We start from the raw sequence: 23,565 nt of genomic DNA on the forward strand, positions 1-23,565 counted from the left end.
AATGGATATACACAGATGACCAAGGGGGTTGTATTGGCATTTTGTCTCAAGAGGTTCCTTATGACACTTAAGCGGCAGGAAACGTGACTAGGTAAAGCAATGCCACTGTTTGAGCTTGATAACTAACACAGCCCTATTTGTTACAGCGAGTTTGGCATTGATTTGCCTGCCAGTCACGTTTTCTGCCGCTTTAGTGGAATAAGGGTTCTCGCGTAACAAAAGGTCAATACAACCCCCTTGGTCATCGTCCGGTCCCATAAACTTCCTTCATGCATCTGTCGTGGTTAATATATACGCCAAACCCATGAAGCCCAATTATGGAACCAAGCTTTATCAATTTAACTCATTAAAATATCTTTGTCCAAAAAAAGATGGCGAAATCCCCGTTACAGGAATTTCGGCCATCCTAAATCTGTCATTATTTAGCGTAATCCGTCACTCTTGATTCTCTGATTACATTTACCTTGATCTGACCCGGATATTCCAGTTCAGATTCAATCTGCTTTGATATGTCACGAGCAAGTAAAATCATGTCCGCATCGGTAATCTGATCCGGTACAACCATAATTCGAACTTCCCTGCCTGCTTGTATCGCAAAGGACTTATCTACTCCCTTAAAGCTATTGGAGATATCTTCTAATTGTTTCAATCTGTTTGTGTATGTTTCTAATGTTTCTCTTCTGGCACCTGGTCTCGCAGCCGAAATGGTGTCCGCAGCCTGTACGATGCACGCAATCAATGATTCCGGTTCCACATCTCCGTGATGTGATTCCACTGCATTAATTACAATCGCAGATTCCTTATACTTTCTGCATAAATCAACACCGATTTGAATATGTGAGCCTTCCATTTCATGGTCAACAGATTTACCAATATCATGCAGTAATCCGGCTCTCTTTGCCATTCTGATATCAACGCCTATTTCTCCGGCAAGTAAACCGGATAACTGAGCCACCTCAATCGAATGTTTTAAAGCATTTTGTCCATAGCTTGTTCTAAACTTCATCTTACCGAGAAGTCTCACAAGTTCAGGATGAATTCCATGAACACCAACCTCTAAAGTTGCTGCTTCACCTTCTTCACGAATCATGACCTCAACTTCCTTTTGAGCCTTTTCTACCATCTCTTCAATTCTGGCAGGATGAATTCTTCCATCCACGATCAGCTTTTCAAGGGCAATTCTTGCCACTTCTCTTCTGATGGGATCAAAACCGGATAAAATAACGGCCTCAGGGGTATCATCTATGATAAGATCCACTCCCGTAAGGGTTTCCAGGGTACGGATATTTCTTCCTTCCCTTCCGATTATTCTTCCTTTCATCTCGTCATTTGGAAGCTGTACAACGGATATGGTAGTTTCCGCCACATGATCTGCAGCGCATTTCTGAATAGCGGTAACAACATAATCCTTTGCTTTTTTGTCTGCTTCTTCTTTTGCTTTGCTTTCAAGTTCCTTAACTAACATTGCAGTTTCATGCTTAACTTCATCTTCAACTGTCTTTAAAAGATATTCTTTCGCTTGCTCGGAGGTAAGTCCTGAAATTTTCTCCAGTTCCTGCAGCTGCTGTGCATGAAGCGCTTCTGCTTCATTCTTGACTTTGTCAAGTTCAGCTTCCTTTGCAGTAAGTCTGGATTCTTTCTTCTCAAGTGCTTCGATTTTTCTGTCTAAGGTTTCTTCCTTGGACAGCACCCTTTTCTCATAACGTTGAACTTCTGCTCGTCTTTCCTTGCTTTCCTTCTCTAACTCATTTTTAGTCTTTAAGGACTCTTCTTTTGCTTCGAGTAAGGCTTCTCTTTTCTTAGTTTCAGCCGTTTTTAAAGCTTCATCTATGATTTCCCTTGCTTTTTCTTCCGCAGAACCAATCTTAGCCTCTACGACTTTGACATGGTAGGAAATAGCAAGTTTCCAGACAAGAGGAACAGCGATGGCCAGGGTTACTAATATAGCAATAACTATCTGTACAACCGGCACTGGAGCACCTCCTTATTGAATTTTCATTGTACGAATATACAACATATAAATTTTATACTGTTTTAATGACTATGTCAAGTATCCCCATTAAATTTTTATGCATTATGTCATATTTCACCGAAAATAATCAAAAGGAATGGGAAATCTTACACGATTCAAACAAGGCGTATCAGCCCTCTGCCAGTTCTCCGAAATAGTAAAATCCCTTGCACTGGGAAAGCTTGACTTTAACCAGCTTTCCTATTAAATCTTCCGGTCCTTTGAAATGAACCAGACTGTTATTGCTTAACCTTCCGGTCAGCAAAGAAGTATCCTGGGAGTTTATCTCTTCAACTAAGATTTCTTCCTCTGTTCCTTCCATTCTGCCTGTCATTTCACCTGCTATTCCCTGTACTGTTTTTAACAGCCTGTCAAACCGCTCCTTAGCTACCGCTTCCTCTACCTGGTTTTCCATTACGGCAGCAGGAGTACCGGAGCGCTTGGAATAAAGGAAGGTATAGGCACTGTCATAGCGCACCTTCTCGACCACTTCCAGTGTTTCCAGGAAATCCTCCTCTGTTTCACCTGGAAAGCCTACAATGATGTCCGTGGTAAGAGAGATATCCGGCATGGCAGTTCTGATTTTTTCAGCCAGGTTCAAGTAACTTTCCTTGGTATAATTCCTGTTCATTTTCTTTAAGACCTCTGTGCTGCCGGATTGTACCGGAAGGTGCAGATGCCTGCATATCTTCTTGGAATTCTTCATTACTTCAATAAGCTCGTCAGATAAATCCTTCGGATGAGAGGTCATAAAGCGAATTCTTTTAAGACCTTCTATCTCTTCCAGCCTTGCGAGTAACGCTGCAAAACTGATTGGTTCTTCCAGGTTCTTTCCATAGGAATTGACATTCTGTCCCAGAAGCATTATTTCAACCACACCGTCTGCAACTAACTCCTCCACTTCCTTCACAATGTCCTCTGGATTTCGGCTTCGCTCTCTTCCTCTTACATAAGGTACAATACAATAGCTGCAAAAATTATTGCAGCCGTACATAATATTAACGCCTGCCTTAAACCGGTATTTTCTCTCGCTGGGAAGGTCCTCCACAATCAGCTTTGTATCCTTCCAGATATCAATTATCATGGTCCGGGAGCTTAATCTGGTGTCAATCAGCTCCGCCAGCTTAAAGATATTATGGGTGCCAAATATCATATCTACAAAGCGGTAGCTTTTCCTGATTTTATCAACCACGGCATCTTCCTGCATCATACAGCCGCACAGGGCAATCATCATGTTCGGATTTTTTCTTTTCAGGTTATTAAGATGGCCAAGCCTTCCGTAAACCCTGGTATTGGCATTCTCTCTTACCGTACAGGTATTGTAGACAACAAAGTCAGCCTCTTCCCCCTCTACCGGCACGTAGCCGATTTTCTCCAGTATTCCCGCAAGTTTTTCCGAATCCTTGGCATTCATCTGGCAGCCGAAGGTGACTACGGAAAAGGTCAGCGGCCTGTTAAGCTCCTTTTCCTTTCTTTTGACCCATTCCCGGCATTTAGCCATGAAATAGTATTGGCGCTGGGGTTCCTCCAGGGGTTCTTTGCTATCTAAATTAACATCCTCAAAATTCCTAAGTAAACTGCTCATTTTCTATTCTCAACTTTCAAAATACAATTATCCGGGGGTTATTATTACTACTGAAAATCACACCACTAACCGCCGGCTTTTTCATTCTCATTATACTTCTTTTTATAAAGCTCATATTTTTCTATCATTACTGTCTCAATATCTATATCATAGATGCTGCATATATAAAATATTTTCAATATCAAATCTGCCATAGCCCCCGGCACACCCTTGGGGTCATTATCGCCCCTGTAATAATAATAACTTACATGGTAGCCTTTGTTGGACTCCTGGATAATAGTATAAAAATCTGTAAGGCAGGAGGCGATGGCTTCTGTAAATGGAAGAGTATCTTTTTTATTTCCCGCCATTTCCGGAAAATACTTTTCTGTCTCTTTAATGAAACCTCTGATATTCAGTAAATCATCGGCAGTAAGTACCTGTATTGCATCTTCTCCTATTTTGATTTTTTTCTGAAGGTAAAGTTTCAGAAACTGATGCCCTAAGTCACGCAGAGCATCATAATATTCCTGAGCTGTTCCGGCTCCCGGTTCTTTTAATTTCCAGCATTTTTGCAACAGTCTTTCAAGCCTACCCATATATGCCTCTCTCGTGCTTATTCCATATTAAATTTTGCTGCTTTAAGGTCTTATCTGTCCATTTCCAAAAATAATATATTTCGTTGAAGTCAATGCCAGCAGTCCCATAGGTCCTCTGGCGTGAAGCTTCTGGGTACTGATACCGATTTCTGCTCCAAACCCGAATTCTCCTCCGTCCGTAAAACGGGTGGAAGCATTGACGTAGACGGCAGCTGCATCAATCTCATTTAAAAACTTCATAGAGTTCTGATAATCCTTTGTGATAATGGATTCGGAATGACCTGTATTATAATGGTTTATATGCTCTATGGCTTCCTCGATGGAATCCACTATTTTCAAAGATATCAACCGGTCCAGGTATTCCTTTCCATAGTCCTCTTCCGTCGCGGTTTCAATATCCGGGCAGACAGCTCTTGCTCTTTCGTCCCCCCTGATTATAACCTGGCTGTCCGTCAGCATTTGATACAATAAAGGGAGAAAGGTATCTTTTATACTGCTGTGCACTACCAGGGATTCGCAGGCATTGCACACTCCAAGCCTCTGGGTCTTGGCATTATGAATAATACTTAATGCCATGTCAAAATCCGCTGATTCATCCACATAGACATGGCAGTTACCGGTTCCGGTCTCAATCACGGGAATGGTACTGTTTTCCACTACTGTCTGAATAAGCCCGGCACCCCCTCTTGGTATAAGAAGGTCAATATACTTGTTCAGGCGCATTAATTCCCTGGCAGTTTCTCTGCTGGTATCTTCAACTAATTGTATGGCATCCTCTGCAATCTCACAGGAAGCAAGTGCTTCCCTGATAACCTTCACAATTGCTGCATTAGATTGAAGGGCATCACTGCCGCCTTTTAGTATAACGGCATTACTGGTTTTAAAGCATAATCCGAAGGCATCAGCCGTAACATTGGGTCTGGATTCATAGATTATACCGATAACACCCATGGGAACCCTTCTCTGTCCTATCAGCAGGCCATTGGGCCTTTCTTTCATAGATATGACTTCACCAATGGGGTCCTCTAAGGCTGCAATATCCAAAAGTCCTTCTGCCATTGCTTCAATCCTTGCAGAGTTAAGTTTCAGCCTGTCAATGAGAGCCTCTGTCATACCATTTGCCCTGGCATTTTCTACATCAGCCAAATTAGCTGACAGAATATCGTCCTCATGGCTTTTTAAAGCAAGAGAAGCTGCCTTTAATCCGCCTACTTTCTTTTCCTGACTGAGTGTGTTTAAAGCCGTAGCCGCCTTCCTGGCCCTTTGCCCTATTTCCGATAATTTCATGAAATCACCCTCTCTTTCTATCTTTCATTTTAAGGTATAAATTTTTTCGAAAAGGTATCTGTTATTAATAAATCTATCTTCACATCGTGTTTTTCAGACGGTATTCTGTCATATACCTGAAAATCATAGGCAAAGGCAATTTTCATGAATTCCGCCCTATGCGCTGCAAAATATGCGTCATAATAGCTCCTGCCATAACCGATTCGGTTCCCTTCCAGGTCAAAAGCCAGCCCCGGTACCAATATTACATTCAAGCCATCGGCTAAAAGCTCAACAGGGTTTGAGGTATCCGGCTCCGGTATTCCCATATTGCTTATGGCCGTCTCCTGAAAAGAGCGTATATAAAAAAATTCCAAGCCGCCTTCCGTTACCTTTGGAAGAGCCACCTTTTTACCCTCCTCTAAAGCCTGATTGATCAGCGGCAGGGTATCGACCTCCTGGTTGAAAGCGGCATACAGTATGATCTGACTGCAATTTTTGTATTCTGTAAGCCCGGTGAAGTGCCTGGTCATAATTTTACTTTTCTCTGCGATTTTATCTGTGGTAAGCTTTTCTTTTTTACTCTTTATTTCCTGTCTGATTTCTTTCTTTGTCATTAATGCTTATCCTTTTTTACCAGCTCCGTCACTGTGCCATCAGGGTTTAAGAGGGATATGTTATTAAGAGTGCCCCTTAAATTATTTCTTACTGCCTGTATATATTCACTGCGAAGCTGCGCCTGCTCTGATTTTTCTTCTTCTGTCAGGCCTTCTTCCTTTGATTTTTTATATAATTCATTAATTCTTGCCAGTTTAAAGTCTTCCATGTATTCTCCTTGTTTCATTCCAGCTCCCCTTGCATGCCGCAAATAAGGAGGTGAATTATGCTTTTCCTTAATTCTTACTAACTGCCATGCTTTCCCAAGCGTTTTCCTTTCACACTTGCTCCCATTGCATACCGCAGACAAGTCTGCGGTACTGCCACTAATAATGGAGTGTGAAAACGCTTTTCTTTCACACTTGCTCCCATTGCAGTACCGCAGACAGGTCTGCGGTACTGCCTTAAATAATGGAGTGTGAGAACGCTTTTCTTTCACACTTTTCCGTAATCTATTTATTAGAATACTGCCTGGTACTGATATAATCAAGCAGTTTAAAATTCTCATTCCTGTGCGCCTGAAAGAAGGTTCCTTTTTTCTCTCCTGCCATAATAGCATTAATAATATTTATTTCTTCCCCGTTGGCGATTATCATATCCGCGCCGGAGCCTGTAGCTATCTTAGCAGCACTGATCTTTGTTGCCATGCCGCCCGTTCCCACAAGGGTTGAGGAATCCTTTGCCATACTGTCCAGTCTGTCATCTATACGCTCTACAAAGTCAATAAATACCGCCTCTGCATTTTGCCTGGGGTCGTCGGTGTACAGCCCGTCAATGTCGGACAGGAGAATCAGCAAATCAGCATTTACCAGCGCCGTTACTATTGCGGACAGGGTATCATTATCACCGAACTCAATTTCATCCGTTGTAACCGTGTCGTTTTCATTTACTATGGGTATAACACCCATGCGGAACAGCTCCTGAAAGGTGTTTTGGGCATTTTCCCTGCTGATATCATTAATCATAGTATACTTTGTCATCAGTATCTGTGCGGGAACCTGATTATATTCCGCAAACAATTTTTGGTAGACCATCATAAGCCTGGCCTGGCCCACAGCCGCACATGCCTGTTTTTCAACCTTTTCAGTAGGACGGTTCTGAAGTCCAAGGGTCTCCTTTCCCACTGCTATGGCACCGGAAGATACCAGAATGACATCCTTCCCCTCATTACGTAAATCTGTTAATATACGTACCAGTCTTTCCATCTTGGAGAGATTGATCCGTCCTGTCTCCTGATGGGTCAAGGAGGATGAACCAATCTTGATAACGATCCGTTTCTTATCCTTTAAGTCTTCTCTGCCTGCCATATTTCTTCCTCTCCTGCCATTAAGCCGCTTTGCCGCCTGAACTTATGCTTTGCCTGTAAAATTACATCTATTCTACCTTATTTATGATTTCATGTAAACATTGGATTCTTAAATTTTGACGCAATGGCTTCAAAAACCTTAAGCCCGTCAACAGCTGCCGAGGTAATGCCTCCGGCGTAGCCGGCTCCTTCTCCGCAAGGGTATATCCCCCCAATACTGGATTCAAAGAACTCATCTCTTTCCATCCGAAGGGGTGAGGAAGTTCTGGTCTCAACTCCTGACAGAACAGCCTCTTCCCCGGAAAAACCTGCTATTTTTTTCTCAAAGGCTCCTATTCCGTCAATTAAGGCAGCCGATACATAATCCGGCAGGCAGTCTCTCAGGTTTGAAAGGTTATACCCTCCCTTTAAATTCGGAGTTATCTCTCCAAAACCGGTGCTGGCCTTATTTCTCTTAAAGTCTCCATAGAGCTGTACCGGTATCAGTCCTTTTCCAGCCTCATAAGCCTTGGCTTCCCAGATTCGCTGGAATTCAACTCCTGCCAGAGGATAATTTTCAATACCGGACGCCTGAAAATCCTCCGGTTTAACAGTAACAATTAAAGCACTGTTGGCATTCCGCTCATTTCTGCCATGGTTACTCATACCGTTAACAGCCGTGTGCCCTTCTTCGGAAGAAGCATTTACCACAAAGCCTCCCGGACACATGCAAAATGAATAGATTCCTCTGTTATTTACAGCATTATGAGTTAATTTATAGTCGGCAGGAGGGAGCTTATCAAACCTGCTTCCGTATTGGTTCCGGCTGATTAATTCCTGGGGATGCTCCATACGGACTCCAATTGCAAAAGCCTTGGGCGTAAGCTTCATTCCCTTATCATAGAGCAGCTGAAAGGTGTCCCTGGCACTATGACCAAGGGCCAGCACTAAAACTTCACAGGCCAGTACTTCCCTGTGGTTTACCTCAATGCCGGTAACCTTTCCCCCTTCTGTCAGAATATTGGTCAGGCAGGTATTAAACCTTACCTCACCGCCAAGGGACAGGATTTCCTCTCTGATTGCCTTTACCACATCTCTCAGCTTATCCGTACCGATATGAGGCTTGTTCAGATAGAGGATTTCCTCGGGAGCACCATGCTCGGCAAGTACCTGCAGCACAAAATGGTTTCTTCCGAAGGCATCCTTTATCAGCGTATTTAGCTTTCCGTCGGAAAAAGTCCCGGCACCGCCTTCCCCGAACTGAACATTGGACTGAGTATTGAGTTTACCGCCGTTCCAGAAGCTTTCCACGGTTCTTACTCTGTTTTCTACTGCTTCTCCCCGCTCAATAATTACAGGGCGGTAGCCAAAGCGTGCCAGCAAAAGCCCGCAGAATAAGCCCGCAGGGCCAAAGCCTGCTATAACCGGCCTTGCCGACATTCTGTTTTCACCGGAGGGCTTGAAATGATAAGCATTTTTCTTTGCTATTGTTATATTGGGAGTTTTTAGCCTGGCAGCCTTTTTTTCTTCGTCCGCCACCATGACTTCTACCTGATAAACATAATAGATGTCTTCCTTTCTGGCATCTATGGATTTTTTTGTAATAACGAGCTTTTTAATGTCCTGCTCGCTTATTTTCAGTGTTTTTGCAGCCAGCTTATACAAATCCTTTTCTGTATGGTCAATTTTAAGCTTTAACTGGGATATTTGTAACATTACTACCTCTTTTCCTTCCTGCAGAAGTTGAAATAAATTTTTTAATCACCTCCAGGTGTTAAAAAGCTGAAATTTATGGCATTTTTAAACCTGGAAGGGGTCAAATACCCTTAATTCAACTTATCAGTCTATCTTTTTATAAATGGCTGCCGGCTGTATAACCGCTGGACCATGCCCATTGCAGGTTATAGCCGCCGCAGGTACCATCCACATCCACAATTTCCCCCGCAAAGAACAGTCCCTTCACCAGCTTTGATTCCATGGTTGCCGGATTAATCTCCTTCGTATCCACGCCCCCGGCAGTTACCTGTGCCAATTCGAAGGATTTTGGTTCCGATATCGGTATCTTCCATTCCTTTAGCCTGGCTGCCAAGCGGCTCAGCTGCTCATTCTTTAACTGACCTAAGGTCAGGGATACCTCTATTTTTGTCTCTTTTAAAGCTACATATGCTAATTTATTATTTAAAAGCCCGATAAAGGCCTGCTCTATGGTTTCCATCCGATTTCTTTTAAGCCTGCTGACAAGAACATCCTTCAGCTCCTCCTTTGAAAGAAAGGGAAGAAAGTCAAGTACCAGCAAGGCTTCCCTTCCTTCACTTAAAGCCTTGGCCGCATAGCGGCTTACCTGCATAACAGGAATGCCTGAAATCCCGTAATCTGCAAAAAGCACTTCGCCTTTTTCTTCCGCCAGGAGCTTCTTTCCGGAATATAAGCTCACCTCAGCCTCCGTACGGACTCCCGCTAATGTCTTAAAATATTTTTCCTTTGACTTTAGCTGGACAAGGGCAGGAAGTGGTGTAATAATCCTATGCCCCAGAGCCTTCGCCAGCTCAAATCCGCTTCCGTCGGAGCCAAGGGCAGGATTTGCCATGCCTCCTGCTGCTAAAAGCACTCTGTCCGCCTGATATTCTCCCTTATCCGTATATATCCTAAGATTCTTCTCCATTCGCTGAACATGGACGCCGCATTCAACTCTCACTCCCAGCCGTTCCCCCTCCATTAACAGGGCCTCTAAGACAGAGGTAGCCTGTCCGGAATTGGGATAAAGATATCCGTTCCGCTCATGAGGATATATACCGATTTCCCGAAAGAATTCCACAGTCCTTCCAGTGTCAAAAGCCTTTAAAACCTCCGGGGCAAAGGAGGGGTCATCGCTTCGGTAACACTCCCTGTCCTGTATTAAATTAGTGTAGTTGCATTTGCCATTCCCTGTAGCCAGGATTTTCTTGCCCGGTTTATCCTTATGCTCCAGAACCGTAACCTTATTCTTCCTTTTTGCGGCCCATAAAGCAGCAAAAAGCCCGGATGCCCCGCCACCAATAATATAAATCCCGCTCATACGGTTACTCCTTCCAAATTACATTTCTATAACATTTCCCTATTACAATCCTCTATTAAATCTCCATATGACTCTCTGACACCAGAATCATAATCCAGTTTTATAAATCCATATCATAAATCTGTATGCCGCCTTTCTTTTATTCAAAAAAAGGAAACTAAATTCTATTATAGCATATTAACCGGTATCTGCCCACAATTATCATAGAATCCCCCACAGCAAATGCATGAAAACATACTATGGATGTCCAAAGAACCAGGGGATTGGTTTGGACTTTACATTGAGAGTTTCTTTATGACACTAAGCCTCACAAAACACAGCAAGCCAAAACACCCTCCATATCAATCCTTCCGTTACAGTTCAGCCTCACAATCTATTCACGGAAATTTTAGAAAAAGTACAGATGGTTTCTGATTCCGTTCATGTATTTTCAATGAGGGGTTCCTTATAACACTTAAACCGTCAAGAAACACAGCAAGCAAAAACACCCTCCATATCAATCCTTCCATTATAGTTCAGTCTCACAATCTATTCACGAAAATTTTAGTAAAGTATAGATGGTTTCTGATTCCGCTCATGCATTTTCTATCGCGGGGTTCCTTATAACACTTAAGCCGCAAGAAACACAACATGGAAAACGCCCCTCTATAGCGAGATTTCCGTTACAGTTCAGCCTCACGATTTATTCACGGAAATTTTAAGAAAAGTACAGATGGTTTCTGATTCCGTTCAGGCATTTTCTATCGAGGGGTCCCATTATGACACTTAAATGGCAGCCGTTATGACTAGGTTAAATTACACCATTGTCTGAGCTCACAGCATTAATATACCCAATAATTGTGAAGCGAGTTTGGTGCAATTTAACCTTCCATGAATAACGGCTGCCATTTTAGTGGAATTGGAACCGTGAGCAAGAAAATGCCTGAACGGAATCAGAAACCATCGTCCGTTTCCAAAGACTTAAGTCCAGCAAAGCCTGAACTGTAACAGCCTTCCATTCCATAAATTAACATATCCTTGACAAACGTGTCCCAATGCCGTAAGATAGCAATTAGGCAATAATACCTAGGCCATATTCACTATATGCTTAGAAAGGAGCGAAGGATGAACACATTAGTTGTTTTCTATTCACTTGAAGGAAACACAAAAATCGTTGCTGATATCCTTGCAGAGGAATTGGATTCTGATTGTATAGAGTTAAAGCCGGACAAGGAAATTCCAAAAGGGGGCTTCACCAAGTTTTTCTGGGGCGGTAAAAGCATTCTGTTCCACGAAAAACCAAACCTTTTAAATGACCTGCCTGACATAGATGAATACGATACGATATTCATCGGTACTCCCATTTGGGCAAGCTCCTATACTCCCCCCATTGCCTCTTTTCTGGAGAAAGTATCCATAAAAGGCAAGAAACTGGCCCTATTTGCCTGCCATGCAGGTGGTGGTGCCGAAAAGTGCTTTGAGAAATTAAAATCTGCTTTAAGCGATAACACGATTATCGGAACAATTTCCTTTACAGACCCTGCCAAGGAAGAAAAGGAAAAAATCAAAGCCCAGCTAAAGCACTGGCTTCATGAAATCACTTAACTCCCCTCACCCAATCAACTATGAAAATTAACTTCCCGTAATGAATAAGGCTTAAGAAAACAATCTGCGACTGTCTTCTTAAGCCCTTTTTTATGATATCACTTATATTATATATTTAGAGGAAATTAAGCTTTTTTACCTGCTCCAATACGTCCCCTTCACGGAAGGGCTTTACAATATAGCCCTTGGCACCGGCCCGGATACAGTCTAACTTCATATCTTCCTGTCCCAAAGCCGATACCATTATAATCTTACAGTTACTATCGATTTTCTTTATTACTTTTAAAGCTTCCACTCCGTCCATCACGGGCATGGTAATATCCATTGTCACGAATTCAGGCTTAAGCAGGAGATATTTTTCTACCGCTTCTCTTCCATTCGATGCTTCTCCCACCACTTCATAGCCATTCTTCTGTAATATATCCCCTAAAACTTTTCTCATAAATATAGCATCGTCAGCAATTAAAACCGTCTTCATGTGACCTCCTGTAATTTTGCCACGTATGATATATTTACAGGTATCTCCTGTAAATATTGTTTTTACTAACGTACTACAATATTATAAATTTTATCTTTTACATAAATTTCTTTTATAATATTCTTGCCATCCAGGAACTGTCTGACTGCTTCTGTCTCCATGACCTTATTCTTCACAGTATCCTGCTCTTCTCCCCTGTTGATCAAAACTGTTGCTTTTACTTTTCCGTTAACCTGAACAGCAATTTCAACCTGATTTTCAATGGTCTTCTCTTCTTCCCAGACAGGCCAGGAAACTGCATAAAGCCTGCCGTTAAAGCCTGCCATATTCCAAAGCTCCTCCGTCATATGGGGTGCTACCGGATTCAACAGAATAAGAAAGGTTCTGTATTCACCCTTTGTAATCCTGCCCTGCTTGTTGAATTCATTGATCAGTGCCATAAGGGCAGCAACGGCTGTATTGAATTTCAGTCCTTCAAAATCCAGGCTGACCTTCTTAATGGTCTGATGCATCTTTACTTCTAATTCTCTGGAGTAGCCTTCGTCCTCTGTAAGAATATCCTGAAGCTTCCATACTCTCTCAAGGAAACGGCGGCAGCCCTTTACGCCGTCATTGGACCAGGCAGCACTTAATTCAAAGGCTCCGATGAACATTTCATAGGTACGTAAGGTGTCCGCACCGAATTCTGCTACGATATCATCCGGGTTGATTACATTTCCCCTGGACTTTGACATCTTTTCACCGTTTTCCCCAAGAATCATACCATGGGAGGTTCTCTTCCTATAAGGTTCGGGCTCGCTTACATATCCCAGATCATAGAGGAACTTATGCCAGAATCTGGAATAAAGAAGATGCAGAGTGGTGTGCTCCATTCCGCCGTTGTACCAATCTACCGGCAGCCAGTAGTCCAGTGCTTCCTTGGAAGCAAATTCTTCCTCATTGCGGGGGTCAATATAACGCAGGAAATACCAGGAGGAGCCTGCCCATTGTGGCATGGTATCCGTCTCTCTGTGAGCAGGACCGCCGCAGTGAGGACAGGTAGTTTCCACCCAGTCCGTCATTTTGGCAATGGGGGACTCCCCGTTTTCACCGGGTTCATAGCTGTCTGTTTCCGGTAAGAGCAGAGGAAGCTCACTCTCCGGAATCGGCACATAGCCGCATTTTTCACAATGCACCAGAGGAATCGGTTCACCCCAGTATCTCTGTCTTGAGAATACCCAGTCTCTTAATTTAAAGTTAACGGTCTTCTTTCCGATTCCTTTTTCTTCCACCCATTCTGTCATGAGCTTCTTTGCTTCTGTTACGTAAAGTCCGTTCAGGAATTCAGAATTAATCAGCTTTCCGTTATATTCCGTAAATGCTTCTTCCTCGACGTTGCCGCCTTCAATTACGGGAATAATCGGCAGGTTAAATTTCTTTGCAAATTCCCAGTCCCTGGTATCATGAGCAGGTACTGCCATAATAGCACCGGTTCCATAAGTCATAAGGACATAATCTGATATCCAGACAGGAATTTCCTTGCCGGTTACAGGATTTACGGCAGCTATTCCCTTAATCTCCACACCGGTCTTTTCCTTGGCAAGCTCCGCTCTTTCAAAATCGGATTTCTTTGCCGCTGCTTCCCTGTAGGCAGTTATCTCATCCCAGTTGGTTATTTCAGCTTTGTATTTATCCAATAAACCATGTTCCGGTGACAGTACCATATAGGTAGCACCAAAAAGGGTATCCGGCCTGGTGGTAAAGATTTTTAAGGTTTCTTCTTTTCCCTTTAATTTAAAATCGATTTCCGCACCTTCCGAACGTCCGATCCAGTTCTTCTGCTGGTTCTTAATACGGTCCGCATAATCCACCAGGTCAAGGTCATCTATCAAACGGTCTGCGTAAGCAGTAATCTTTAACATCCACTGGCTCTTTACCTTATGGACGACTTCGCTGCCGCAGCGCTCACATACACCGTTTACCACTTCTTCATTGGCAAGCCCCACCTTACAGGAAGTACACCAGTTAATTGGCATCTCCGCTTTATAGGCAAGTCCTTTTTCAAATAATTTTAAGAAAATCCACTGTGTCCATTTATAATAACCGGGGTCTGTGGTATTCACTTCCCTTTCCCAGTCAAAGGAGTAGCCCAGAGATCTAAGCTGTTCTTTAAAATGCTTTATATTATTATCCGTTACGATTCTCGGATGAATTTTATTCTTAATGGCATAGTTTTCCGTAGGAAGTCCGAAGGCATCCCACCCCATTGGATATAGCACATTGAAGCCTTCCAATCTTCTCTTTCTCGCTATGATGTCAAGGGCCGTATAAGGTCTTGGATGTCCAACATGAAGTCCCTGTCCTGATGGATAAGGAAACTCAACAAGGGCGTAGTATTTGGGCTTGGATTTGTCAATTCCGGTCCTGAAGGCATGCTCGTTTTCCCAGATATCCTGCCACTTTTTTTCAATTTTCTTCGGTGAATATTCCTCTGTCACTCTAAATGACCTCCTAAAATGTACTAGATTTTTATTAATTATACACATTATTTAATATTTTAACAACAGTTAAACTTAATTTCTGTCTTTCTTTTAAATACAGCCGTAGGGGCAGCAAAGCTGCAACCCCTTAAAAACAAAGAAAAACTGCTGTAAAATAAATTGTATGTAAATTGTATGTAAAGACACATTGCCGGATTTATACGCTGATTCGGAAAGTTTCGTCCGATTACAGCCTATAAATCCGGCAATGCATTTTTTATAGCCTTCGCTTAATTTTCTTGTCAGATTACGCCTTTTTGGAGCATGATATTGGCATAAAGTGCCTTTTCTCCCGTTGCTATAATTGCATAGGAACTCTTTGCCTCCTCATAGAAAGCAAAGCGTTCCCGGTGGTCAACGGCGTCCTCTCCTCTTGTATCATGTTTTTCTATGATTTTTTCATAGGTTTCCCATATGGGAGTTTCAACCGTATCTCCCTTTACAAGCTCCATTAAGGTGACCGGCTTCGTGGCATATGTATCCAGAGGGAACACTGTCAGTATTGCATCCAGTATCTCCGGAACCCCGTGTCCGTCCAGGCGGATTACAATGCTGTTTTTTCCCATGGACTGAGCCGGAAAATTCCCGTCTGCTATTACAATTCTGTCACCATGCCCCATTTCACACAAAACTTTCAGCAGCTCCGGTGACAAAATAGGCGGAATACCCTTTAACATGCTAAAATCCTTTCCCAATGCAGAAAAGTCATTCTCTTTCCCATTGCTTCATAGTATTTATCAGCAGGCAGGTAACAGCTACAGTTCTTAAACAGTACCATTTGAAAGGACTGCCTTATAGCGATTGTAAGCCTCCTGCCATTCATTTTGTTCTTTCGGACTGTAAACTGCTATATCCGCCGACTGTCTTATGATGCTCCTTAAAGCAGGCAGGCCGTCAATATCCCCGGCTGCTGCAAACTGAAGAGCAACATTTCCGTATACGGTTGCCTCTACAGGTCCTGCCATTACCTCTTTTCCGCAGGCACAGGCAGTCATTCTGCACAGCAGCGCACTGTTTATTCCTCCACCCACCATATAAAGGCGCTCATAGGATAGTCCGGTGCAATCTCCGATTTCTTCCAATACCATCCGGTATTTAAAAGCCAGGCTTTCATCGATGCAGCGTACAATCTCACCGGGTGTTACAGGCACCCTCTGACCGGAATCCCTGCAATAATTTCTTATCCTCTCCGGAAGATTCCCCGGCAGGGAAAATTCCTCTTTGTCCGTATCAATAAAGCATAAAAAAGGCTCTGCCTCCTCCGCCATTTGCTCCAGCTGGGAGAAGCTGTAGGAGCTTCCCTCCTTCTCCCACCATCTTCTGCTCTCCTGAATCAGCCATAAGCCGGTAAGATTCTTCAGAAAAGAAACCTTACCGCCATAGCCGCCTTCATTGGTAAAGTTATACCCGGCAGATTTCTCATTGATAAGGGGGCTGTCAAGCTCTGTTCCCATCAGGGACCAGGTGCCGCAGCTGATAAATATGAAATCCTTCTCCTCTGCCGGCACCGCAACCAGAGCGCTCTGGGTATCATGGCCTGCTACCGCTACTACATTTATGGGCATGAGATTAAGTTCTTCCCTTATTTCTTCCAGAACAGGTCCCAGAACAGTTCCGCTGGGTATTATTTCCGGCAGCAGCTCCTTTGGAATCTCCAGGGCCCGCAATACCTCCCCGGACCATTTGCTCTCCCCGGCCTCCAAAAGCTGGGTGGTGGATGCGATGGAATACTCTCCATAGCTCTTCCCGGTAAAGAAATAATTGAATAAATCCGGCATCAGCAGTAAGGTTTTTGCCCTGTCAAGGAAATCCTTTCTGTGAGCTGCCAGTGAAAAAAGCTGAAAGGCTGTATTGATCTCCATCAGCTGGCTGCCGGTTATACGGTATAAATCTTCCAGCCCCATTTTTTCCTGAACCGCTTTTAATATGCCTTTCGTTCTTGTATCCCTGTAGTGGACGGGATTCTCTAACAGCTTGCCTTCAGCGTTAAGAAGGCCGAAATCCACGCCCCAGGTATCCACGCCAAGGCTGGTGATATCCCCTTCATTCCCTGCTTTTAACAAGCCTTTCTTCATTTCATGAAACAGTCTTAATACGTCCCAGTACAGAGTACCGCTTACCAGTACCGGCTCATTCAGAAAACGGTGGATTTCCCTTATGCTTATGCTGTTATTATTCAGTTCTCCAACCATTGCTCTTCCGCTGGAAGCACCTAAATCAAAGGCTATAACCTTCTTCATTTCACACAATCTCCCTGCTTTATTTGTACATAGGGCCAAAGGTCTGGCAGGCTCTGTAATCCTGTCCTTCCTTATCCATGCCAAATGCATTCCATACGGCAGGACGGAATATTTTCTCCTCGGGCACATTATGCATGCTTACAGGTATTCTTAAAATAGAGCACAGGGTAATAATATCTGCTCCGATATGTCCATAGCTTATGGCACCGTGGTTAGCTCCCCAGTTATTCATCACATCATAGGCAGAGGCAAAGGCGCCGCTTCCCGTAAGTCTTGGAGCGAACCAGGTGCAGGGCCAGGTATAGTCCGTTCTCTTCCACAGCTTATCCGAAACCTCTTCCGGAAGATTCAGGGTATAGCCCTCTGCCAGCTGCATTACAGGTCCTATGCCCTTTATCAGGTTAAGGCGCATCATGGTAACCGGCATTTCACTTCTTGTCAGGAATCTGGAGGAGAAACCGCCGCCTCTGAAATATCCGGTATCCGCTGCATTCCAGGTAGTTGCAGCAAGGCAGGCAAGTTCATCTTCCTTTGATATCTCCCAGAAGGGCTTCATGATACCATTTCCGTCCTTATCCTTTATCTCACCGCAGGCATCGATGCAGGCAGCACCGGAGTTGATAAGATGGATGAAGCCCTTGGATTCCTTTGCAATTCCTTCCAGCTCATAGCCGGTAGCCTTCTTTACCGCCTCAGGACTCCAGTAGGTTCTGACATCCGCAAATATCTGAGGTGTATTGGTCAGGAGCTTGCCAAACAGCATTCCGATACCATTTAATGTATCATTCTCCGTAGCAAGGACATAAGGCTCCCTTGCTCCTTCCCAGTCAAAAGAGGAATTCAAAAGGGATTCCGGGAAATCACAGTTGGGATAAAAATCCGTCCACTGCCTCTGTCCCTGGAAGCCGCCGGCTATGGCATTGTGTCCCACGCTTTCTTCTTTGGCGTAGTCCGGAAGATTTGGATTACCATTATATAAATCCTTGATAATACACATCATCTTTACAACAAATTCCCAGTCTTTCTCCTTGTCCTCATCGGTTTTGCGCAATTCCTCCGGATTCTTGTCAAAGCCTTCCCTGCAGTGTTCCTTTGTCCAGGCCAGTGCCTTTTCATACTCTTTCTTATCGTATATTTCTTCCGTCATTCTGCGGATAATCTCTACTTCATCAACAGATTCCACTCTCATCCCCAAGTATTCCTCAAAGAAATCCGTGTCAATTATGGATCCGGCTATTCCCATACAGATAGAGCCGATCTGAAGATAGGATTTTCCCCTCATGGTAGCTGCCGCAACAGAAGCCCTGCCAAACCGAAGAAGCTTCTCCTTTACATCCTCCGGAATCTCAGTGTCCGCAGCATCCTGCACATCATGGCCATAGATGCCAAAGGCAGGAAGTCCCTTTTGCGCATGTCCTGCTAAAACAGCTGCCAGATAGACAGCTCCTGGTCTTTCCGTACCGTTAAAGCCCCACACACCCTTGATGGTGTTCGTATCCATGTCCATGGTTTCTGAGCCATAGCACCAGCAGGGAGTAACTGTAAGGGTAATGTCTACTCCCGCCTTTTTGAATTTGTCCGCACAGGCAGCTGCCTCCGCTACACGGCCGATGGTGGTATCGGCTATAATTACTTTCACAGGCTCGCCGTTTGAGTATCTGATGTTTTCCTCAAAAAGCCTGGCTGCTGCCTTTGCCATACCCATGGTCTGTTCTTCCAGGGATTCCCTTACTCCTAAGGCTCCCCTTCTTCCGTCAATCGTCGGTCTGATTCCGATTACCGGATAATCCCCGATTAGTCTGCTCTTTGCCATAATAAATACCTCCTGAATATTCTGCATTAATGGCATTTCATAAAAGTAAGGCCTGCATTTCACCGGACCATTTCATGCAATGCTCATGTTAGCTTTATTATACCGTTGCCCTATCCCTGTTACTTGTGTTATAATGGCAAAAAATATAACGATATTCACCTGGAGGATATATGCAAAGTCTTGGCTACAATGAGAGCAAACAAAGAGGAACCTTTGACTTTCCAATAGAATTCTATCATATTGATAAAAACCATCCCCAATACATAATGTCCTACCATTGGCATGTAGAATATGAAATTATTCGTATTTTGGAGGGCAGTTTTTACGTTTCCCTGGATGAGAGGGAATATCAGGCCCAAAAAGGGGATATTCTTATCCTGAACAGCGGTACCCTTCATGGCGGTACGCCTAAAGACTGTATTTACCAGTGCATTGTTTTTGATATGAATATGCTGCTGAAAAAGGAAAATGTCTGCAATGTCTACATTAAGGATATCATGAGCCATAAGCATATGATAAGAGAATATTATCCCTCCTGCTGCAGGGGTGCTGCCTCCATTCCCAGCGAAGGACCGGCGCCTAAGGAAGAAGCCTTAAGGCAGCAGCTGGACTGCCTCTTTGATACCCTGAATGAAAGAGCCCCCGGATATGAGCTTATCATCCAGGGGCTTCTATACCTGATACTTGGCAGCATTACCATCAATCATTTCTATACAAGGGATTCCTTGGATACCCAGCGAAACCATAAACGAATTCACCTTCTAAAACAGGTGCTGGAACTTATGGAGGAATCCTACCAGAGTATTCTGACCCTGGAACAGCTGTCCAAAGCGGCCGGGATGTCTCCCAAATATTTCTGCCGTTTCTTTCATGAAATGACGCATAAAAGTCCCTTTGAATACCTGAATAATTACCGGGTCGAAAGGGCCGGCTATCAGCTTCTGGCAACAGAGGATTCCATCACAGAAATAGCCTATGCCTGCGGTTTTAATGATTTAAGCTACTTTATCAAGATGTTTAAGCGCTATAAGGGGATTACACCGGCGAAGTACCGGAAATTAAACTCCTCCGGTTGATTCCGGTGCGGTAATTCATAAGCTTTAAACAGCTTATGAATTACCGGCCTTTCCGGCTCTAACTAACTTAAACGTATAATCATCAGGCTTGCGCCTGCTCCGTTGTTAATTAAGGTAGCTACACCTAAAACACTGGTAAACATCTGCAGGGATACTGTTGCTGCTGCTCCCAGGTCAAGCTCGATCTCATTATAATACTGGGAGGTCGATATCACCGGGTTGATGGTGGATGCAGTATTAACAGCACCGTTTATTAATAGCCTGCTTCCCATTAAGAGGGATAAGGTCGTATTAATATGGTAGGATATACGGTATCTTCCAAAGGTATTAACGGTAAAAATGGTATTAGCCCCATTTACTAAGATATCTGCGGATAACAGCTGGGTGCTCGGAAGAGGAATCAGGGTTCCGCCAAGCAGTACGGTAACAGCAGTTCCTGTTGTATTGGCTGCAAATCCTGCCGTAGCGGACGGATTGGGCCCTGTGGCTCCCGTTGGGCCTGCAGGACCAGTTGCGCCCGTAGCCCCCGTAGCTCCCGTGGCTCCTGCTGCTCCCACTGTCCCGGTTATTCCTGTTGCTCCGGCAGCTCCCTGAGGACCTGCCGGTCCTGCTGCTCCCACTGTACCTGCCGCTCCGGCTGGTCCGGTGGCTCCTCTGGCTCCCGTAGCTCCCGTCAGTCCGGTAGCTCCTGTGGCCCCGGTTATTCCTGCTGCTCCCACAGCACCCGTGGCTCCTGTAATACCCACGCTGCCCAGGGCTCCTGTGGCTCCTGCCGGCCCGTTGGCTCCCGTAGCTCCTGTGGCTCCCGTGGCCCCGGTGGCTCCCGTAGCAGACCCGGTGGCTCCCGTGGCTCCCGTAGCTCCGGTAACTCCCGGAATAACAGGGGCATTCATGGCAAGCATCATCTTGGAGTTCAGCATAAGCTGGTTTTCCAGGGCCGTATTCAGCATTGCTTCAACACTTGAATTTACATTCAGCACATCCTCATAGGTAGCACTCCCTCCCGAAAGCCCGGGCAGTGTACCCAGTACATATTGCATCTTTTCCCCTTCTGCGTTGAGGATATGGCTCATTCCTAATTCCTCCAGCGCTATAGAGGATAATATCTGATTAATGGAATCACCTCTGGTAAGAGGCGGTGTAATGGTAGGATACTTTGGCAACGACATATTAGCTCCCTCCTAACTCAAACGAATTATCATTAGGGATGCTCCAGCTGAGCCGCTTAATAAAACGGCTGCTCCCAATAACCCAAATAGTTGCAATGATACCGTTGTTCCTGCCGTAACATCAAGTAAAACTTCGGCAGAAAAGCTTGATAAGCTCAGCAGTGGTATTACTGTGGACTGCAGCAGTGCTGACCCGTTAATTAATACTCTTGTGCCAAGAACCAGCGCAGCAGTGGTATTAACATTGTAAGATAGCCTGTAACGCCCGGCCGTATTAATGGTAAAGGTATCATTTGCTCCGTTTACCGTAATGTCTGCCGGCAATACCTGACTGCTTGGAAGCGGTACTACAACTCCAGCCACCGTTACAGATATGGTAGCTCCTGTTGTATTTGCTGCAAAGGCTGCTGTACTAGTAACGTTGGTACCTGTCGGCCCTGTGGCTCCCGTACCACCGGTGGCTCCTGTGGCTCCTGTGGCCCCCGTAGCTCCTGTGGCTCCTGCCACCCCTTGGGCTCCTGTCGGTCCTACTCCTCCTGTAGGGCCCAGGGGACCGGTGGCTCCCGTGGCTCCGGTTGCCCCTGCCGCTCCAACAGCACCGGTAGGACCTATAGCCCCTGCCGTACCTGCGGCTCCTGTGGGACCTGCTGGACCCTGGGCTCCCGTGGCTCCCGTGGCTCCGGCGGGACCTGTGTCACCCGTTGGACCAATGATTCCGGCGGCTCCTGTGGCTCCTGTAGCTCCTGTGGCTCCGGTTGCTCCTGTGGGTCCGCCGGAAGGACCTGTGGCTCCCGTGGCTCCCGTTGGCCCTGTGGGACCCTGCATTTCCGAGGAGGCCAATGCGCTTTGCATTTTATTTTTATAGAGCAGCTGATTCTGAGATATGGCATCTATCATATTGCGTACACTCTCATTTGCTGCCAGAACATCGTCAACCGTTGCACCCGGTCCGGTGACACCCGGAAGAGTTCCTAAGATGTATTGAAGCTTTTCACCTTCTGTATTAATAATGTGGCTTAATCCCAATTCTTCCATTGCAATAGAAGATAATATCTGATTAATGACATCTTCTCTTGTCATTGCAGGGCTGATGGAAGGAAAACTTGGCTGTGACATATAATTGCACCCCTTTATCTGAAATTTAAGTCCTTAGTACTTCCAACCTGTTTTTCGCTTCCTCAAGGCCAGGATTGTTCAATAATGCCTGTTCATAAGCTTCACAGGCATTTTCTTTCTCTCCGGCCTTTAAACAGGCTTCCCCCATATAAAAATAGGCAAGAAAGCTTCCGCTGCCGCTCCTGATCAGATAATTCCCATTATCTTCTCCAAGGAGAACACAATAGGAAAACTCCTTCTTGGCTTCCTCATATCTGTTAAGCTTTAGCAAAGCAGATCCTCTGTAAAAATGAAGCTCCACATAATCCGGATACAAATTGACCGCCTTTGATAAGCCCTCACATACACTTTCCAGGTTTCCATTAGTAAGTAGTATGTCGTATTTTAATTTATACAAAAGTGCCGGGGGCAGTTTACCCTGGGACAGAAATCCTAATATCCCATGATTAACAAGCTCTAATGCATCCTTTATATTCCCCAGCCGGTACAGTTCGCAGGCAATATAATAATCCAGCCACGGATTATCCTTATCCTTTTCTCTTTCCTTCAGGCAGATACGAAGGTTCCTTAAGGCTTTTTCCCTCATGTGTGCTGTGTTGTATCCGTAATGAAGGATTTCCATACAATTTCCGGTATCCCCCGGTTCCGGCATAATACCGGATTCCGTCACAAGCCTCTCATGTATGCTGCCCTTAAAATAAAATTCCTCTTTCTTTTTAAAAAGTCTGTTATGATAGGAAATATAGTATTCCTTTTCTTCTCCTTCCGAATCAATCAGATGCAGCAGCTTTACCCAATATATTTCTCTATCTCCTTCCAGTAATTCCTTAAAAGCCTCTTTCTCCTTTATTACCAGTCTTTCATCTGCATCCATCCACAGTATCCAGTCACCGGAAGCTTTTTCCAGGCTCATATTACGGGCAGCGCTGAAATCTTTCCTCCATTCCGCTTCATAAACCTTATCGGTATACAGGGCACAGATTTCCCTGCTATTATCAGAAGAGCCTGTATCAATGACAATTATCTCATCAACAACATCCTTCACACTCTCTAAAGCTGCCCTGATATACTCTTCTTCATTTTTAACTATCATACAAAGACTTAATGTCGGCATAATCCATCCTTTAAATGTA

General features: G+C 44.5%; 19 protein-coding genes. 2 read left to right on the plus strand and 17 right to left on the minus strand.

Going from position 1 to position 23,565, the window contains the following annotated elements; all coding sequences use genetic code 11:
- Positions 1 to 418 precede the first annotated feature (418 nt).
- From rny to BUB77_RS06955, 9 genes are all read right to left on the minus strand, one after another.
- Positions 419 to 1,951 (minus strand): ribonuclease Y, encoded by a 1,533-nt coding sequence (gene rny, locus BUB77_RS06915; protein WP_408606386.1) that lies wholly within the window; start codon positions 1,949 to 1,951, stop codon positions 419 to 421.
- 190 nt (positions 1,952 to 2,141) lie between these two features.
- Positions 2,142 to 3,596 carry a tRNA (N6-isopentenyl adenosine(37)-C2)-methylthiotransferase MiaB gene (gene miaB, locus BUB77_RS06920; RefSeq protein WP_073274215.1) on the minus strand — a complete coding sequence of 485 codons (1,455 nt, stop codon included), beginning with the start codon at positions 3,594 to 3,596 and terminating at the stop codon, positions 2,142 to 2,144.
- A 65-nt stretch (positions 3,597 to 3,661) separates the two neighbouring features.
- Entirely contained in the window at positions 3,662 to 4,174 is a 513-nt protein-coding gene (locus tag BUB77_RS06925; protein ID WP_073274217.1) for a hypothetical protein, read from the minus strand.
- 42 nt (positions 4,175 to 4,216) lie between these two features.
- Positions 4,217 to 5,461, minus strand: a complete 1,245-nt coding sequence (locus tag BUB77_RS06930) for a glutamate-5-semialdehyde dehydrogenase (protein ID WP_073274219.1) — start codon at positions 5,459 to 5,461, stop codon at positions 4,217 to 4,219.
- A 29-nt stretch (positions 5,462 to 5,490) separates the two neighbouring features.
- Positions 5,491 to 6,057 carry a 5-formyltetrahydrofolate cyclo-ligase gene (locus BUB77_RS06935; RefSeq protein WP_073274221.1) on the minus strand — a complete coding sequence of 189 codons (567 nt, stop codon included), beginning with the start codon at positions 6,055 to 6,057 and terminating at the stop codon, positions 5,491 to 5,493.
- Positions 6,057 to 6,284 carry a DUF896 domain-containing protein gene (locus BUB77_RS06940; RefSeq protein ID WP_330392514.1) on the minus strand — a complete coding sequence of 76 codons (228 nt, stop codon included), beginning with the start codon at positions 6,282 to 6,284 and terminating at the stop codon, positions 6,057 to 6,059. The genes BUB77_RS06935 and BUB77_RS06940 overlap by 1 nt, the downstream gene beginning before the upstream one ends.
- Positions 6,285 to 6,549: 265 nt before the next feature.
- Positions 6,550 to 7,404, minus strand: a complete 855-nt coding sequence (gene proB, locus BUB77_RS06945) for a glutamate 5-kinase (protein WP_073274223.1) — start codon at positions 7,402 to 7,404, stop codon at positions 6,550 to 6,552.
- Between the two features lie 89 nt (positions 7,405 to 7,493).
- Positions 7,494 to 9,098 (minus strand): NAD(P)/FAD-dependent oxidoreductase, encoded by a 1,605-nt coding sequence (locus tag BUB77_RS06950; RefSeq protein WP_073274225.1) that lies wholly within the window; start codon positions 9,096 to 9,098, stop codon positions 7,494 to 7,496.
- 136 nt (positions 9,099 to 9,234) lie between these two features.
- Positions 9,235 to 10,437, minus strand: coding sequence for a BaiN/RdsA family NAD(P)/FAD-dependent oxidoreductase (locus BUB77_RS06955; RefSeq protein ID WP_073274227.1), 1,203 nt, complete (start codon positions 10,435 to 10,437; stop codon positions 9,235 to 9,237).
- Between the two features lie 1,104 nt (positions 10,438 to 11,541).
- Here BUB77_RS06955 and BUB77_RS06960 point away from each other — a divergent pair.
- On the plus strand, positions 11,542 to 12,021 hold the full coding sequence (locus BUB77_RS06960; protein WP_073274229.1) for a flavodoxin family protein: 480 nt from the start codon (positions 11,542 to 11,544) through the stop codon (positions 12,019 to 12,021).
- 115 nt (positions 12,022 to 12,136) lie between these two features.
- Here BUB77_RS06960 and BUB77_RS06965 read toward each other — a convergent pair whose 3' ends face one another.
- From BUB77_RS06965 to BUB77_RS06985, 5 genes are all read right to left on the minus strand, one after another.
- Positions 12,137 to 12,499, minus strand: a complete 363-nt coding sequence (locus tag BUB77_RS06965; RefSeq protein ID WP_073274231.1) for a response regulator — start codon at positions 12,497 to 12,499, stop codon at positions 12,137 to 12,139.
- 65 nt (positions 12,500 to 12,564) lie between these two features.
- Entirely contained in the window at positions 12,565 to 15,024 is a 2,460-nt protein-coding gene (leuS, locus tag BUB77_RS06970) for a leucine--tRNA ligase (protein ID WP_139241128.1), read from the minus strand.
- Between the two features lie 236 nt (positions 15,025 to 15,260).
- The gene (locus tag BUB77_RS06975) at positions 15,261 to 15,695 is read right to left on the minus strand and encodes an RbsD/FucU family protein (RefSeq protein ID WP_073274235.1); all 435 of its coding nucleotides are present in this window, start codon (positions 15,693 to 15,695) and stop codon (positions 15,261 to 15,263) included.
- 87 nt (positions 15,696 to 15,782) lie between these two features.
- Complete coding sequence (locus BUB77_RS06980) at positions 15,783 to 17,258, minus strand: rhamnulokinase (RefSeq protein WP_073274236.1); 1,476 nt, start codon at positions 17,256 to 17,258, stop codon at positions 15,783 to 15,785.
- Positions 17,259 to 17,277: 19 nt separating this feature from the next.
- The gene (locus BUB77_RS06985) at positions 17,278 to 19,071 is read right to left on the minus strand and encodes an L-fucose isomerase (protein ID WP_073274237.1); all 1,794 of its coding nucleotides are present in this window, start codon (positions 19,069 to 19,071) and stop codon (positions 17,278 to 17,280) included.
- A gap of 170 nt (positions 19,072 to 19,241) precedes the next feature.
- On the opposite strand from BUB77_RS06985, the gene BUB77_RS06990 reads away from it, so the two are divergent.
- Positions 19,242 to 20,147 carry an AraC family transcriptional regulator gene (locus BUB77_RS06990; RefSeq protein WP_073274240.1) on the plus strand — a complete coding sequence of 302 codons (906 nt, stop codon included), beginning with the start codon at positions 19,242 to 19,244 and terminating at the stop codon, positions 20,145 to 20,147.
- A gap of 62 nt (positions 20,148 to 20,209) precedes the next feature.
- Here BUB77_RS06990 and BUB77_RS29380 read toward each other — a convergent pair whose 3' ends face one another.
- The 3 genes from BUB77_RS29380 to BUB77_RS07005 are packed head-to-tail and all read right to left on the minus strand — an operon-like array spanning position 20,210 to position 23,546.
- Complete coding sequence (locus tag BUB77_RS29380; RefSeq protein ID WP_073274242.1) at positions 20,210 to 21,316, minus strand: BclA C-terminal domain-containing protein; 1,107 nt, start codon at positions 21,314 to 21,316, stop codon at positions 20,210 to 20,212.
- A gap of 12 nt (positions 21,317 to 21,328) precedes the next feature.
- Positions 21,329 to 22,432 carry a BclA C-terminal domain-containing protein gene (locus BUB77_RS07000; protein WP_073274244.1) on the minus strand — a complete coding sequence of 368 codons (1,104 nt, stop codon included), beginning with the start codon at positions 22,430 to 22,432 and terminating at the stop codon, positions 21,329 to 21,331.
- 25 nt (positions 22,433 to 22,457) lie between these two features.
- Complete coding sequence (locus BUB77_RS07005) at positions 22,458 to 23,546, minus strand: glycosyltransferase (RefSeq protein ID WP_084123964.1); 1,089 nt, start codon at positions 23,544 to 23,546, stop codon at positions 22,458 to 22,460.
- Positions 23,547 to 23,565: the final 19 nt, after the last annotated feature.

The sequence above is a fragment of the Anaerocolumna jejuensis DSM 15929 genome (assembly GCF_900142215.1).
Classification (GTDB): Bacteria; Bacillota; Clostridia; order Lachnospirales; family Lachnospiraceae; genus Anaerocolumna; species Anaerocolumna jejuensis.